We start from the raw sequence: 15230 nt of genomic DNA, 5'->3' as shown, positions 1-15230 counted from the left end.
AGCCCTAACAGCCGCGGCAGCAGCAGCGGCGGCAGCAGCCGGCTCAGGCGGACCACACCTCGCGGAACTTGCCGCTGCGGTCCGGCCGGGGCGGCTCATCGCTAAAGCGGACGTCGACGCCGGCGGCGCCCTGGGCGGCGAAGAACGCACCCAGGCGCTCCCCCACCGCCGTCCGCACGGCCGTCGTCGCGGCTTCCGGCCAGAGTTCGAGCCGCACGGTGAGCGAGCGCGGCCCGGTGCGGATCGCCTGGAACCGGCGGACGCCGGCGGTTTCCTCGATCACCGTGCCCAGCGCCAACGGCAGCACGGTGACCACTTTCCCGTCCGACCCTGTCCTGTCGGCGGCAGCGAAGCTCAGCACGCCGCCACTGCGGCCCTCGACCCGCAGCGTGGGAAACGGGCTGCCGCAGGCGCACGGGCTGGCAGCCAGCTGCACCCGGTCGCCAAGGTTGTACCGGATGAGTGGCTGGACCCGGTTGGCCAGGTTGGTGACCAGCACGGTGTGGGAGAGTTCGCCGGGCGGGACGGGCCGGAAGGCGTCGTCCACCGGTTCCACGATGTTCCAGTCCGCGTTGACGTGCAGCAGCCCTTGCCGGCAGCGGCTGGTCAGGGCGAGCGCCTCCGAGGCAAGGTATCGCTCAGTGACCCGGCAGCCGAGGGCCGCCTCGATCTCGGCCGCGGCGTGGGCTGCCAGGCTCTCTCCGGACGCGACCGCCAGGAGCGGATGAATCCGTAGCCGTCCCGCTTTCTGTTCGGCGGCCAGTTGCACCATGGCGCTCGGATACCCGTAAAGCACTGTCGGCTGGAAGTCGTTGAGGTCCGCCACGAGGTCCGGGAGCGGCCGGAGCACGGAGAATACGCGCACCCGGCGGGCGATGCGGGGGCTGCGCCGCCGCGCGGATTCGGTCAGCACGACGCCGGCAAAGTGGTCCCCGTCCGCGATCAGCGCCGCGGCCCGCAGTCCCCGGTGCGGGAAAGCCCGCGCCTCCTTGGCCGCCATCAGGGTCCGCCGTTCGCGGATCGGGCCCAGGAGACTGGCCACCAGCTGCGAGGTCCGGTCATGGACCAGGACCGCGGGTTCACCGGTGGACCCCGACGTCGTCACCACGAGGTACTGTCCGCGGTAGAGGCCGCCGATCCGCGACGGGTCATCGAGCAGGTCGTGCTTCAGCCCGGCGAGCGTGATGTGGGGATCGGTCACCCAGTCATCGAAGTTCTCCATGAGCTCGCGCTTGCCCACCGGGGGCAGCTCCCCTAAATACGTGCCCAGATCCTTGGCCCGGTCCGTGGCTGAGTCCGGGACCACGTCCGGGACGTCCCGGTACAGCCCGCGGAAGAAGGGCGAGGAGGACCGTGCGCACTCAACCAGCGCGGCGAGCCGGTCGCGCTGCCGGCGGGCGACCTCATCCTGGTTTGCCCGACCGGCCCGCCAGATGTCCCACGCGATCCCGGTGGTCCGTGTCATCCCGAGAGGAGAGCCGAGCATCACCCATCACCCCTTTCACGGGCAGGCACTCATGGCCTCCGCCGTTCCCCGCTCACTCAGGCCGGCACGCTCGTCCGCCCTTCCACGCCCGCACCCTCTCCCACGCTGGCACGGCGGCGGAGGCTCCCAACAGGGGCTTTAGGCACCGGCGGGACTTGGGCGTATGCCCGGACATCGTCGAATTGCTGGACTCCCGGCCGGAAGCACCACAGACTGTGTACAACAGCTGGCTGGGCGGCGTGGGAATTCCTGCCTCCAGGCCGGCCGGGGACTACCAGCAGCATCGTTTGGGGCTTTGCTTAATTTCTTTTCCACCGCCGTGAAAGGACCTGGTTATGCCGGACTTGTCATTTTTGTATCCGCTCATTTCGATCATCCTGGGGGCGGTCGCCGTCGTCGGCGTCATCTGGGTGGCGACAAAACTGATGTGGAAAGTGGCGGAACCGAACGAGGCCCTCATCATCTCCGGGTTGACGCGCGGCACGCTGGAAACCCGTGAGGGGATGGACTTTAAGATCGTCACCGGCAAGGGGGCCCTCGTGCTGCCGGGCCTGCAGACGGTGCGGCCGCTGTCCCTGACGCTGAACGAAACCGAACTCAAGGTCTCCTGTGTCACCTCTCAGGGCATCCAGGTGATTGTCGACGGCGTGGTCATCTACAAGATCGGCGATGCCCCGCCGTTCATTGCCAACGCCGCGCGCCGGTTCCTGGGCCAGCAGCCCAAGATGGAAAGCCAGGTGTACAACGTCTTCGAAGGCCACCTGCGTTCGATCATCGGCAGCATGACGGTCGAGGAAATCATCCGCGAGCGCGACAAGCTGGCCTCCCAGGTCCGCAGCGCCAGCGGCGTGGAAATGGAGAAGCTGGGCCTCGTCGTCGACTCGCTGCAGATCAAGGACCTCCAGGACCCCACGGGCTACATCCAGAACATCGCCAAGCCGCACATTGCCATGGTCAAAATGGAGGCCCGCATCGCGGAGGCCACCCGGAACCGCGAGGCGGCGGAAAAGGAAGCGGAGGCCGAGGCCTTGATTGCCGATGCCCGGAGCTTGTCCGCCATCCGGCAGTCCGAGGCGCAGGCCAATGCCGAGCGCGCCAAGGCGAACGCGGCCCAGGCCGGGCCACTGGCCGACGCCACGGCGCGCCAGCAGGTGGTGGTCCAGGAAACCGAGGTGGCCAAGCTCGAGGCCGACCGGGAGGAACAAAAACTGCAGACCACCGTCCGCAAGCCCGCCGATGCGAGGGCCTACGCCAAGCGCACCGACGCGGAAGGCCAGAAATCCGCGGACATCAGCGCTGCCGAGGCGCTGGCCCGGCGCACCGAGCTGGAGGCCCAGGCCAACGCCCGGCGGACCGAGGTGCAGGCGCAGGCGAACGCGACGGCGGCAGCAGCAGCGGCCGGGGCCACCAAGGTCACCGGCGAGGCCGAGGCCGCCGCCACGAAGGCCCGCGGCGATGCCGCCGCCTCCGCCATCAAAGCCAAAGCACTGGCAGAGGCAGATGGCATCAAGGCCCGCGCCGAAGCATTGGGCACCAACCAGGACGCCGTCATCTCCCAGCAGCTCGCCGAGAACATGCCGGCGATCGTGGCGGCGGCGGCCGAGCCGTTCGCGCACGTCGGCCAGATGACCGTTCTCAACGGCGGCGAAGGGGTCAACCGGATGATCGGCGGGATTTTGGCACAGGTGGGCGACTACCTCCCGGCGCTCTCCACGGCCCTCAAAAACACCCGGGATGGCGGCAAACGGCCGGCGAAGGCGCCTGAGGCGTAGGGGCGGGAATGCGCGCGGGGAACCGGAGGATCTGATGTACTGGGATTCTGATGTACTGGGGTTCTGATGCATAAGGATGTTGACCGGAGCCTGACCGGAAAGATCGGCCGCGTCACCGGACGGATCGGCCCGGGCACCATCGGCGAGGTCATGCTGCCGGTCCGCGGCGGAACCAGTGCGTTCCACGCGCACCCCTTCGATAAGACCAGCGTTTTCGCCGTGGGCGAGCAGGTCCTGGTCATCTATTTTGAACCGCCGCAGACGGTGTTTGTGGACGAACTTCCGGATGTCCTCAAGGGCGATTGACCCTCTGGACGGTAGGAGGCGACGGGCGTATTCTGAAGTTCCGTAGCCTCTGGAGGTATTTCTGATGGAAGGCAACAAGCGTGCGCGTTGCGGTCCGGTTTCCGGCATCCGTGCCCGCTTCCCGGTCGGCAACTGGCCCGACCCGCTGTAGCTCGACTTTCGTCATGCCATCCGGCACCGCTGCTTCGTAGGGTTTGCGCCGTGGACGCATGGCCGCGTTGAACTGCGCCCACGTGAGGGCGCCCGACTAGTTCCCGGCAACCGTCCGCCTTTCCGCGCGCCCTGTGGCGGGTCCTTCCTGAGTTCGCCCACCTGTTAACCCAGTCTTCCCCTCCCGGCCACGCCTGCTCCCCCGCGCCGCAAACCGCCGCCCGCACCGTGGAGGGGTGAGGATCGCAATCGTCGCCGAATCATTCCTGCCGCTCATGAACGGGGTCACCCACTCCATCCTGCGCGTGCTGGAGCATCTGCAGAAGCGCGGGGACGAGGTGCTGGTGATCGCGCCGTCCACGCAGGACACGGATGTACCGGACGAGGTCTATGGCGCCCACGTCCTCCGGCTCCCCTCGGTCCCGCTGGCCGGCTACGCGAATCTGCGGGTGGCGATGGGCGGTGTGTATCGGGTCAAGCGAATCCTTGCCGACTACGCGCCCGACGTCGTGCACCTCGCGTCCCCGTTCGTGCTCGGCTGGCGGGCAGCGCAGGCCGCCCACCAGCTCGGCATCCCCACGGTCGCCATCTACCAGACCGAGGTCCCCGGCTATGCGGGCCGCTACGGCGTCCCCTTTCTGGAGAACTGGGCCTGGAACCGGGTGGACCAGATCCACCTGCTGGCCTCGCGCACCCTGGTCCCTTCCACGTTCGCGCTCAACCAGCTCCGCGGCCGCGGCATTCCGCGCGTGGACATGTGGCGGCGCGGCGTGGACACGCAGCGGTTCAACCCCGCGAAGCGCGACGCCGGCTGGCGGGCTGCCGTGGCGCCCGGCGGCGAGCGCCTCATCGGCTACGTGGGCCGGCTGGCGGCCGAGAAGCAGGTGGAGGATCTGGCGGTGCTGGCGGATGTTCCCGGGACCCGGCTGGTGATCATCGGCGACGGGCCCCAGCGGGCCGCCCAGGAAGCTGCCCTGCCGCGGGCGGTCTTCACCGGTTTCCTCGGCGGCGACCACCTCGCCCGGGCCGTGGCCTCCTTCGATCTCTTCGTCCATCCCGGCGAGTTCGAGACCTTTTGCCAGACCATCCAGGAGGCCATGGCGTCCGGGGTGCCCGTGGTGGCCACGGGCCGCGGCGGCCCGCTGGACCTCGTGGAGAACTCGCGGACCGGCTGGCTGTACGAGCCCGGCGACCTCGCCGGGTTCCGTGCCCGGGTGATGGACCTGATGGGCGACGACGCCAAGCGCCGAGCGTTCGCCGCGGCCGCGCACGCCTCGGTCCAGGGCCGGACGTGGTCCGTGCTCGGCGCCGAACTCGTTGGCCACTACAGGGCCGTGATCGGCGAGTCCCAGGTGGGCCGCTCCCCCCACGTTGCCCTATCACTTAGGGCTGCCAAACCGCGGTTTTAGGCACCCTAGGTGATAGCGCAACTGGGCGGTAAGTCCTCCGCCACGGGCACGGATCCGGCCCCGCCCACGTGTTGACACCCTCTTGACACCCAAGGGAGGCTTCCGGCGCCTATGATTTCCCGATGGGAGGGTTCTAAATGTCTCGTTGGTGGTCTCAGGTTCGCACGGCGGTAGCCGAGTGACGGCGTCGTCGTACCCGGAGGAAGCCCCCGGCACAGTCCCAACGACAGTCCCCCAGGAAGTATCCGCCGCGGTCCCGGGCTACGGGGACCTGGTGGAATCCAGCCCCGACGCCCTGCTGGTGGTGGCCGAGGACGGGACCATCAGGATGGTCAACACCGCCGCGGAGCGCATGTTCGGGTACSYYCGYGRGGARCTCGTGGGCTCGGACCACCGCATSCTCCTGGCCGAGGGGTTCCGGAACGGSCTSGARCGGCTGTTCTTCAACCTCCGCCGCGGCGCCCACCCCGACGCCGCTGCCGCTGCCGCCGAAACTGACACTGACACTGCCCCCGTGGAGGCTTACGGGGTGCGGCGGGACGGTACGGAGTTCCAGGCCGAGGTGGCCGGATCYATTTTCTTCACCGGTACAGGCGCCCGGGACGGGACTGGTAAAGGGACCGCGAGCATGATCGCCGCGGTCCGGGACACCTCGCACCGGCCGGAGAACGATGACAGCCTCCGCGAGGCCATGTCGCTGCTGAGCGCGACGCTCGAATCCACCGCCGACGGCATCCTGGTGGTCAGCAGCGACGGCGAGATCGCCGGCGTCAACAATCAGTTCGTCACCATGTGGGGCATCCCTCGGGAGATGCTCGCCACCGGGGAGGACGAGGCGGTCATGGCCTTCGTCCTGGACCAGTTGCAGGATCCGGCCCAGTTCGTCGAGAAGGTCGAGGCCCTCTACGCCGACCCCGCGGCGGAAAGCCACGACATCCTGGAATTCCGCGACGGCCGGACTTTTGAACGCTATTCCCGCCCGCAGAAAGTCGCGGACCAGGTGGTCGGACGCGTGTGGAGCTTCCGGGATGTGACCGCGGCCAAGGTGGCCCAGGACCGGATCACCCGGGCCATGGCCGACCTCGCCGCACAGTCCGCGCAGCTGACGGCGCTGGCGTTCCGGGACGGATTGACCGGACTGTCCAACCGCCAGCTGTTCAACGACCGCCTCGCAAGCGCCCTGGCGGACCAGCACGGCGGCGCCGTCGACGTCCTGCTCCTTGACCTGGACGACTTCAAGGAAGTCAACGACATCCTGGGCCACCACGCCGGGGACCAGATGCTCATTGAGGTCGGCCGGCGCCTGCGCGCGTGCGTGCGCCCGAGCGACATCGTGGCCCGGCTGGGCGGCGACGAGTTCGTGGTGCTCCTGCTCGACTCGCTGGAGCCCGAGGCGGTCGCCGCCCGGATCGTCGACTCGCTGCGCGTCCCGGTGTGGATCGACGGCACCATGCTGCGGCCCAGCCTCAGCCTGGGGCTCGCCTCGATCGGCGAGGCCGCCGTGGACGCCTCCGAGCTCCTGCGCCGTGCCGACGTCGCGATGTACGCCGCGAAGACTGCCGGGAAGAACCGGTACATGCGCTTCAAGCCGGAGATGATGAAGGCCCTCGTGGACCGCAACGACCTCGAGGCCGGCCTGCGGCGCGCCGTGGACAGCGGACAGATCGCCGTCCACTACCAGCCGATCGTCTCCGCCGGCAGCGGGACCGTGACAAAGGTCGAGGCCCTGGCCCGCTGGGTGCGCGACGGCGCGCTCGTCCCGCCCAAGCATTTCATTCCGGCGGCGGAACGCAGCGGCCTCATTGTCGAGATCGGCACCGAGGTGCTGCTTCGCGGCTGCACGGAGCTCAAGCCCTGGCTGGACGAGGACTCCACCCGGTCCCTGGCCGTGAACGTCTCCGGTGTCCAGCTGCAGCACGGGGACTTCGCCGAGCTGGTCATGGCCGTGACGGAATCCTGTGGCGTGGACCCGCGCCAGCTGATCCTGGAGGTCACGGAGAGCGTCTTCTTCGAAGACGACTGCCACGTCATCCAGCAGCTCATGACCCTGCGTGCGGCCGGCGCCCAAGTGGCGCTGGACGACTTCGGCACCGGCTTCTCCTCCCTGGGACGCCTGCAGGGCCTGCCCGTGGACACGCTGAAGATCGACCAGTCGTTTGTGTCCATGATCAACACCGGCACCGAGCAGTTGCCCATCCTGAACGCCATGATTGGGATGGCCCACGGACTGGGGCTGACCGTCACCGCGGAGGGCGTGGAAACGGCCGCCCAGGCCCGCTACCTGATGGGTCTGCACTGCGATTCGCTGCAGGGTTTCCTGTTTTCAGGCCCCCAGCCGGAGGCCACGCTCCAGCCCGCGCTGGACCGGGCGGCCCTGGCCATCGCCGCGCTGCGGGGGGATCGGGTGCCCGGCAACCGGTGACCCGCAAAGTTCCGTGGCCGATGTGCTGGACACGGGGCCGAAGGACCCTATGATTCAGTGAAACGCATTGCTCCGGGCCCTCGGCCGGGAACATCATCGCTCTATGAACTTCCGTCGCTTGGGGGCCGGTATCGTCGTGGGAACTGGATTTGGTGAAGACCTGCTGGAGCAGGGTCCTGATGCGTTCCTGCTGCTGACCGCGGACGGGACCATCGCCTTCATGAATTCGGCCGCGGAACGGCTGTTCGGCTACCCCCGCGAGGAACTCCTCGGCGTTCAGCACACCATCCTGCTCTCGGAGGAAGCCCACAGCGGCTTCCTCCGGGTCTTCGGCCGGCTGGGACGCAAAAGCCCGGCCGGAAGCCGCCCGTTCGCGGCCGCCGGACTGCACCGCGACGGTTCGGACCTCGCCCTGGAGATCACGTGCTCGCTGGTGAGCGTCGACGGCGGCACGGCCATGGCGGTAGCCGTCCGCGACGCCGAGCACCGCAACGACCCCGATTCCGGCCGCCGGCTGGCCCTCTCCCTCGTGGACGCCACGCTGGAGTCGACGTCGGACGGTATCGTCGTGCTCTCCAGCGAAGGCCAAATCACCGGGATCAACGACCAGTTTCTGTTGCTGTGGGGCATGCCGCCGGAACTGATCGCGGCCGAGGACCCCGATGCGCTGGCGCGGTTCATCGCGGACCGGCTGGTGGATCCCGACTCCTTCCTGCAAAAGGTTGCAGCGCTCTACGCGGACAACATGATGCAGAGCCACGACATCCTCGAGTTCGCCGACGGCCGCATCGTGGAGCTGTACTCGCGCCCGCAGAAGGTGGCGGACGCGATCGTGGGACGGATCTGGAACTTCCGGGACATCACCTCACGCCGGCGCGCCCAGGACCAGGCCCGCCGCGCCATGGACGAACTGGCCGAGCAGGCGGGCAAGCTCAAGGAGCTCGCGTTTCAGGACCCGCTTACCGGGCTGGCCAACCGGATGCTCTTCAACGAACGGGCCGCCGCGGCACTGCTGACCCCGGAACCGGTGCACGTGTTGCTCCTGGACCTGGACGACTTCAAGGAAGTCAACGACGTCCTGGGCCATCATGCCGGCGACGAGATGCTGGTCGAGATTTCCCGCCGGCTCCAGAACTGTGTGGGTCCACACGGCACCGTCGCCCGGCTGGGCGGGGACGAGTTCGTGGTCCTGCTGGTCGGCTGCCGGGACGCCGACACCGTGGCCCAGCGTGTGGTCAGCACCCTGAACGCCCCGGTCTCCATCGAGGGAACGCTGATGCGGCCGGGCCTGAGCCTGGGCGTGGCCTCGCGCGACGCCGGGACGGAGACGTCGTCGGAGCTGCTCCGGCAGGCGGACTTGGCCATGTACGCGGCCAAGGAGGCCGGGAAGAACTGCTATGTGCACTTCCGGCCCGAGATGCTGGCCGCGCTGCTGGAGCGCACCCAGCTCACGGCCGGGCTGCGGCGGGCGGTGGAACTGGGGCAGATCACCGTGCACTACCAGCCCGTCATCTCCAGTGACAGGCTCGAGGTGGTGCAGTTCGAGGCCCTGGCCCGCTGGGAGTGGGACGGCGAGCTGATTCCGCCGGACGAGTTCATCGAGACCGCCGAACGCAGCGGCCTGATCCGGGAAATCGGGGCCGAGGTGCTCAGGCGCAGCTGCACCGAGCTCGCCCCGTGGCTCGGGGAGGACCCGTTCCGGAGCGTGGCCGTCAACGTCTCCGGCGTGCAGCTGCAGCACCGGGACTTCGCCGAGCGCGTCCTGGACATTGCGGCGTGGAGCGGCGTGGACCCGCGCCAGCTGGTCCTGGAGGTGACCGAGAGCGTGTTCTTCGACGCCCATTCCCACGTGATCGGCCAGCTCGAGACCCTGCGCGAGGCCGGCATCCGGGTGGCCCTGGACGACTTCGGGACCGGCTATTCCTCGCTGGGCCGCCTGCAGGACCTGCCGGTGGATGTGGTGAAAATCGACAAGTCCTTCGTGTCCATGCTGCAGACCGGCGTCGAAAAGCTGCCCATCCTCACCTCCATGATCCACATGGCCCGGAGCCTGGGGCTGAAGGTCACGGCCGAGGGCATCGAGACACCGGCCCAGGCACGCTATCTCATGGACCACGGCTGCGATGCCCTGCAGGGCTTCCTCTTCTCCCGCCCGGAACCCGGGGCGGCCAGGCACCGCGCGGTCCGGAACTCCGCGGCGGCCATCGCCGACCTCGAGGGCGTGCCGCTGCCCGGGTAGCCGGGGCCGTTCGACACATTTGATTGCGGCATGATGGCCATCCCGTCCGGGGAGCCCGCACCGCATATGATTCAGTCAGCGCAGTGCGCCTGCTCTCCGCAAGGTGCCCGCTATCCGTATTCATCGCCGGGGGGCTGTTAGACATCGTGGAAGCTGGTTTCGCACAACAACTGCTGGAGTACAGCCCGGACGCACTTTTGCTGGTCGCCCAGGACGGAGCCATTTCCTTCCTCAATGCGGCCGCGGAACGGCTCTTCGGCTACCCCCGGGCGCAGCTGCTCGGCGCGGACCACAGCATGCTCCTGGCCGAGGCCTCGCGGGAGGAATTCCACGGAGTCCTGGCCGGGCTGGCCAAGGCCGCAAGCCCCGGCTCGCCGTCCGCCGGTTCCCCGTTCGCCGGCTCCCCGTTCGCCGGCTCGGGCCGCCGCGCCGACGGCACGGAACTCCCCGTTGAAATCACCTGCTCGCTGGTCCCCGCCGCGGCCGGAGCGGCCGACGCCGGAACGTCCGTTGCCCTCTCCATCCGCGGCGCCGCAGGGCGGAACCCGGGCGCCGGCAGCGCCGGGCGCACCCTCAGCGGCGACTTTGCCCGCCGTCGTGCTTCCGGTGCAGCGGGAGTTTCTCTTTCCGGAGGTCCAGGGGCAGCCGCTCCTGCGGCGTTTGCCGAGCACGACGACGAACTCAAGGCGGGCTCGCTCCGCGACCCCTTGACGGCGCTGCCCAACGGCCCGCTCTTCAACGAGCGGCTCGCCGCGGCCCTGCGCCGCCCGGATCCGGTGGACATCCTGCTGCTGAACCTCGATGACTTCAAGCACCTCAATGACGTGCTGGGACGCTCCGCGGCCGATGAACTGCTGGTGGAGGTTGCATCCAGGCTGCGCAACTGCGTCCGCCCGCATGACACGGTGGCCCGGCTCGGCGGCGACGAGTTCGCGGTGCTACTCACCGAATGCCTCAACGCGGACGCGGTGGCCAAGCGGATCGCCGAGTCCCTCTACGCCCCCCTGCGCGTCGGCGGCTCCATGGTCCGGCCCGGCGTCAGCATGGGCCTGGCGTCAAAGTCGGGGCAGACGCTGGACGGCGCGGAACTGCTGCGGCAGGCCGACGCCGCCATGACCGCCGCGAAGGCTGCCGGGAAGAACAACTGGATGCGGTTCCGGCCGGAGATGCTGAACACCGCGGCCCACAAGGCCGACGGCGATTCCGGGCTGCGGCGCGCCGTCGAACTGGGCCAGATCTCGGTGCACTACCAGCCCGTGGTCTCTCCCGGCATCGGTTCGGTGGTGCAGTTCGAGGCGTTCGCGCGGTGGGAACGGCACGGGCGGCTGGTGCCGCCGAACCAGTTCCTGCCCGTCGCGGAGCAGAGCGGCCTGATCCGCGAGATCGGCGACGAGGTCCTGCGCCGTGCCTGCGCCGAGATCCGGCCCTGGCTGGCCGGCGATCCTGCCTACAGCGTCGCCGTGAACGTCTCGGGCCTGCAGTTCCAGCACCGGGACTTCGCCGCGGACGTGCTCGCGATTGCCGCGTCCACGGGCGTTGACCCGCGCCAGCTCACGCTTGAGCTGACGGAGAGCGTGTTCTTCGACGCCTCCTCGGACGTGCTGGGCCAGCTGCGGCAGCTGCGCGGCGCCGGCGTCCGGATTGCCATGGACGACTTCGGCACCGGGTATTCCACCCTCGGCCGGCTCCAGGAACTGCCCCTGGACAAGGTCAAGATCGACCGCTCCTTCGTGGCCATGATCAAGACCGGCCAGGAACAGCTCCCGTTCTTCGCCACCATGATCAGCGCAGCGCATGCCCTCGGCCTGAAAGTCACGGCGGAAGGCATCGAGACTCCCGCGCAGGCCAAGTACCTGATGGACCGCGGCTGCGACTCCCTGCAGGGCTACCTGTTCGCCAAGCCGGCCCCCGCCAGCCACCTGGCCGGGACCATGGAGAGTGCCCTGAACGCCCTGGACAAGGTCGACGCCGCGCGGTAGGCGGGGCGGGCCGGCTGACGTTAGGCCTGCCGCTGGCCGTCCGGGCGGGTCGCGTAGACGCCGCCAGACTCCGCCATTGGACGCAACCGGCCGCTAAGCATCATGGCTTAGCGGCCGTTCGCGTCACTTCGTTGGATGGYCCGGGCCTGCCCCAGGAGTCAGAGTCCCGGCAGGCTCCCTGCCCTAGCGCTTTTCGCAGGCGATGCCGTCGTTGTCGCGGTCGAGGTCGTACTGGCGGAAACCGCCGTCGTTAAGGCTGTACAGGGTGTTGTCGACGCGGAACGTGGTGACCGGCTTTCCGCTGGTCTTGTCGCGGGCGCCCTTCTTGCCGACGCCGTGCGGGTAGACCTTGTTCAGCTCCGTGCAGTTCTTGTACGACTTCGGCGCGGGCGCGGCGGATGCCGGCACGGCCGTAGCGCTCAGGACGACGGCGGATGCCGCCAGGGACGCGATAAGCAATTTCTTCAGGCGCACGTTTAAGAGCACTCCCCCAGGTAGAAGCCCTCGGCCGCGGATCGGCGAGGGGCAGGAAAATGCTAACCCACGAATTCGGCGTTTCCGGTCAGGCTCAAGCGCCGTGATCCGAGCCCTGGTCCAGCTTGTCGAGGTCCTGGGCCACCATCGCCTCGCTGCGCTGCCACAGGGCCTTGGCCAGGCCCGCGTCGTAGGCCTGCCTGTTGGCCTTGGAGAGCGTCCGCTTGGCGTAGTAAGCGCCGGAGATCCAGTCGTGGCCCGGGGTGGCGTTGGCGAGCCACACAAGGGTGTCCGCGCCCTGGTCAGGGGTCAGCATGAAGCGCTTGAGGAAGGACTTGTAGGCCAGGCGCATGGGGCTCGTGGAGTCGGCAGCGAAGTTGGTGGCCACGCCGCCGGGGTGGAACGCCGCCGTCGAGATCCCCTCGGTGTTGTAGCGGTTGTGGAGTTCGGCGGTGAAGAGGATGTTGGCGAGTTTGGCGTTGCCGTAGGCGCGGTTGGTGGAGTAGCTCTTGGCCGCGTCGAGGTCGTCGATGTCGAACTTGGCGAAGAGCGAATTCGCGACGCTCGAGGTGTTGATGACGGTGGCCTGGCTGGCGGTCAGCACCTCGATCAGCTCGGTGGTGAGGAGGAACGGGGCCAAGTGGTTCACTTGGAAGGTTTTCTCGTGGCCGTCCACGGTGAGCTCACGAGGCCCCATGATGCCGCCGGCGTTGTTCGCCAGAACGTCGATCCGCGGGTACTTTTCCTTCAGCTGCGTGGCCAGGGTCCGCACCTGGGCAAGGTCGGCGAAGTCGCTGACAAAGAATTCCGCGCCGATTTCGTTCGCGATCGCTTCGGTCTTTTGCGCGGAACGCCCGACGACGACCACACGTTCCCCCTGCCGGGCGAAGGTCCGCGCGGCGGACGCGCCGATGCCGTCGCTGGCTCCGGTGATGACGATAGTGCGCTCGGGCATTGAGGTGTCCTTAGAACGAAGCGATGGGCTGGTCTTTGGGAATCCAGCCCCGTCGAATTCTAACGAGTGCAACTGAGAGTTCGTTCCGCCGGAGCCGGGAGCTTTCCGAGACTCTGCTGGGAATCCCCCGCAGTGCCTAGATGCGCAGCGGCGACCGGAAACTCAGGGCCGTGCCGGCGTTCTGCAACTTCAGGCCGATGGCCAGCATTTCTTCGGTGGTCCGGAGCAGCGAGTAGTGGCTGTAGTTGCCCTGGATAACGGTGCCCGGGACCACGGATGGTGCCACCACGAAATTGGGTACCGGAGTATCTTCGTCAAAGAGCACGAATATCGCCGTGCGTCCCGCCCGGTAGCTTTGGCTGTTCAAGATGACCGGCAGCCATTGCGAGAGCCAGGTGTCGCCCGTCGCGACGCTGCAGTCATGCATGTCATTGCAAACGTTCGGCACCACCACGGAGAAATTCGGCAGAGTGTTGTTGGCGAGGTCGCCCGCCAGCTGCCCGGCGCTCACGGTGCCCAGGGGCACATTGTTGACCGCGCATGCCGCTCTGTCCCCCGTCCCTTGGTAGTAGATTTCGGGGTTGTGCCGCTCGGCATACAGCCCGGACGCGCTCAGCCGGCAATTCGACGGCATGTCCTCCATATAGCTCTTGTAGGACTGGGCGGACGTGCGCACCTGCCGGAAGATATTGTCGGCCGTGATGGGCGGCAGGCCGCTCGGGCTCGAATCGGACGTGACGCCCTGTGTGCTGCCGGAGGTCATGGCCAGATAGCTCGGCAATGAGGGCAGTCCCAGGCCGGCGTCAGCCCAGGTGGAAACCGAGGCGCACTGGTTCGCCTTCGTACTCATGTACGGCGCGCTGGCGTTCCCGATGACCTGTGAATAGGTCTTGTTCTCAAAAAGCACCCACATGACGTGGTCGTACTTTGCCGGAGGGGCGGTCGCCGTGCCACACGGGTTGTCGCCGGGGGGCGGAGGCGGCGGCGGCGGCGGCGGAGGAGGGGGCGGCGGCGTCGCGTTCGTGGTGACAGTCAATCGAGGCCGTTGCGTGGTGACGGAAGTTTCCTTGGAACTGTAAATGACGCCGTCAGAGGATGTGTTGCTGATGCGGAACGAATACGTCCCGTCACCCTTAATCGCGCCGAAGAGATCAAACTCCACAAAGGTGTTGTCGGCAACAGCGCCGCGCGAAGCCACAATCGGCGTTTCCGCAACGGGCGCGTTGTTGAAGGTGATCGTGTTCTCACTCCAGGAGTTGTTGAGGACCCGTCGGACTTGGCCGCCCGAGTTGGATGGATCCGTAGCGAACAGCCGGAGCTTGGCGCCGGTCACGGTACTGCCGGCGGTGCCGGTGACCGTGAGCTTGAGGAAGATCATTTCGACCGGCGAATTATCAGCCTTGAGGCCCGTCGCCGTGCGGAAATTGATAGTGGGACTGTCACGCTTCACGACGGCATCGGCCGTGGTAGAAAAGGTCAAAGTGGCGGCTTCTGCGGGGCCGGCAATAAGGGAAATTGTGGCAGCCACCAGGAAGACAACTGACGCCAGGGAAATCCCTCGGCGCCCCACAAAGGACCGGGCAAACCGATGCCCCTTAGTTGCCTTCTTGCCCAAGGCGAATCCAGGATCTACGCGCATCGCGGGACTCCTATAAGGTCCGGTCGACGCACCCTGCGCCTTAGTGGTCCGTAGGAATTCAAACCCTAGCCGGTCAAATCCTGCCCCTCAATGCGCATGACCAAAATAGCCGGCGGTTTAAAGGTATTCCCAAGGTCTCCATCGATTAAGGAAATGCCCAAGGTTTTTCCATGGTTCTTACGCATGGCCAGAACTGCCCGCCTGTTTCATCAGGGCTTTTGGGCCGTTAAATGCGGGAGGACCCCCACCTKGTGGTGGGGGTCCTCGACCGTTAATGGTGTTCCGGCGGTGACCTACTCTCCCACACCCTCCCGGGTGCAGTACCATCGGCGCTGTGGGTCTTAGCTTCCGGGTTCGGGATGGGACCGGGCGTTTCCCCCACGCTATGACCGCCGTAAC

At 67.6% G+C, this 15230-nt stretch carries 10 protein-coding genes and 1 rRNA gene; 6 read left to right on the top strand and 5 right to left on the bottom strand.

Annotation, left to right across the window (positions count from 1 at the left end; translation table 11 throughout):
- Positions 1 to 43 precede the first annotated feature (43 nt).
- Complete coding sequence (locus AC1DHX_RS10500; RefSeq protein ID WP_476859198.1) at positions 44 to 1465, bottom strand: phenylacetate--CoA ligase family protein; 1422 nt, start codon at positions 1463 to 1465, stop codon at positions 44 to 46.
- Positions 1466 to 1821: 356 nt separating this feature from the next.
- Here AC1DHX_RS10500 and AC1DHX_RS10495 point away from each other — a divergent pair, with 356 nt between their 5' ends.
- From AC1DHX_RS10495 to AC1DHX_RS10470, 6 genes are all read left to right on the top strand, one after another.
- Positions 1822 to 3258, top strand: coding sequence for a flotillin family protein (locus tag AC1DHX_RS10495; RefSeq protein ID WP_476859199.1), 1437 nt, complete (start codon positions 1822 to 1824; stop codon positions 3256 to 3258).
- Between the two features lie 66 nt (positions 3259 to 3324).
- A complete protein-coding gene (locus AC1DHX_RS10490; RefSeq protein ID WP_018774803.1) occupies positions 3325 to 3564 on the top strand; it encodes a hypothetical protein in 240 nt (79 codons plus the stop codon).
- Between the two features lie 386 nt (positions 3565 to 3950).
- Positions 3951 to 5123: a glycosyltransferase family 4 protein gene (locus AC1DHX_RS10485; RefSeq protein WP_476859200.1), complete on the top strand. Its 1173-nt coding sequence runs from the start codon at positions 3951 to 3953 to the stop codon at positions 5121 to 5123.
- A 178-nt stretch (positions 5124 to 5301) separates the two neighbouring features.
- Positions 5302 to 7545: a putative bifunctional diguanylate cyclase/phosphodiesterase gene (locus AC1DHX_RS10480; protein WP_476900011.1), complete on the top strand. Its 2244-nt coding sequence runs from the start codon at positions 5302 to 5304 to the stop codon at positions 7543 to 7545.
- Positions 7546 to 7648: 103 nt separating this feature from the next.
- Entirely contained in the window at positions 7649 to 9784 is a 2136-nt protein-coding gene (locus AC1DHX_RS10475; protein WP_476859202.1) for a putative bifunctional diguanylate cyclase/phosphodiesterase, read from the top strand.
- A gap of 146 nt (positions 9785 to 9930) precedes the next feature.
- Positions 9931 to 11763 (top strand): putative bifunctional diguanylate cyclase/phosphodiesterase, encoded by a 1833-nt coding sequence (locus AC1DHX_RS10470; protein WP_476859203.1) that lies wholly within the window; start codon positions 9931 to 9933, stop codon positions 11761 to 11763.
- A gap of 183 nt (positions 11764 to 11946) precedes the next feature.
- Here the strand turns inward: AC1DHX_RS10470 and AC1DHX_RS10465 are convergent, their stop codons facing one another.
- The 4 genes from AC1DHX_RS10465 to rrf all read right to left on the bottom strand — a co-directional run bounded on the left by AC1DHX_RS10465 (position 11947) and on the right by rrf (position 15228).
- Positions 11947 to 12237 (bottom strand): excalibur calcium-binding domain-containing protein, encoded by a 291-nt coding sequence (locus AC1DHX_RS10465; protein WP_223915864.1) that lies wholly within the window; start codon positions 12235 to 12237, stop codon positions 11947 to 11949.
- Positions 12238 to 12331: 94 nt separating this feature from the next.
- Positions 12332 to 13192, bottom strand: coding sequence for an SDR family NAD(P)-dependent oxidoreductase (locus tag AC1DHX_RS10460; RefSeq protein ID WP_476859204.1), 861 nt, complete (start codon positions 13190 to 13192; stop codon positions 12332 to 12334).
- A 136-nt stretch (positions 13193 to 13328) separates the two neighbouring features.
- Positions 13329 to 14831, bottom strand: a complete 1503-nt coding sequence (locus tag AC1DHX_RS10455; protein WP_476900010.1) for a CBM96 family carbohydrate-binding protein — start codon at positions 14829 to 14831, stop codon at positions 13329 to 13331.
- 280 nt (positions 14832 to 15111) lie between these two features.
- Positions 15112 to 15228: ribosomal RNA gene (gene rrf / locus AC1DHX_RS10450) — 5S ribosomal RNA — on the bottom strand.
- Positions 15229 to 15230: the final 2 nt, after the last annotated feature.

Source organism: Arthrobacter sp. 05N33_2 (assembly GCF_056397425.1).
The sequence above is the reverse complement of the archived record's forward strand: the minus strand, read 5'-3'. Positions and strand labels throughout refer to the sequence as shown.

Coding starts and splice junctions, on each gene's coding strand:
- AC1DHX_RS10460 (WP_476859204.1), bottom strand. CDS start 13,192: ATGCCCGAGCGCACTATCGTCATCACCGGAGCCAGCGACGGCATCGGC.
- AC1DHX_RS10455 (WP_476900010.1), bottom strand. CDS start 14,831: ATGCGCGTAGATCCTGGATTCGCCTTGGGCAAGAAGGCAACTAAGGGG.
- AC1DHX_RS10490 (WP_018774803.1), top strand. CDS start 3,325: ATGCATAAGGATGTTGACCGGAGCCTGACCGGAAAGATCGGCCGCGTC.
- AC1DHX_RS10495 (WP_476859199.1), top strand. CDS start 1,822: ATGCCGGACTTGTCATTTTTGTATCCGCTCATTTCGATCATCCTGGGG.
- AC1DHX_RS10500 (WP_476859198.1), bottom strand. CDS start 1,465: ATGACACGGACCACCGGGATCGCGTGGGACATCTGGCGGGCCGGTCGG.
- AC1DHX_RS10475 (WP_476859202.1), top strand. CDS start 7,649: ATGAACTTCCGTCGCTTGGGGGCCGGTATCGTCGTGGGAACTGGATTT.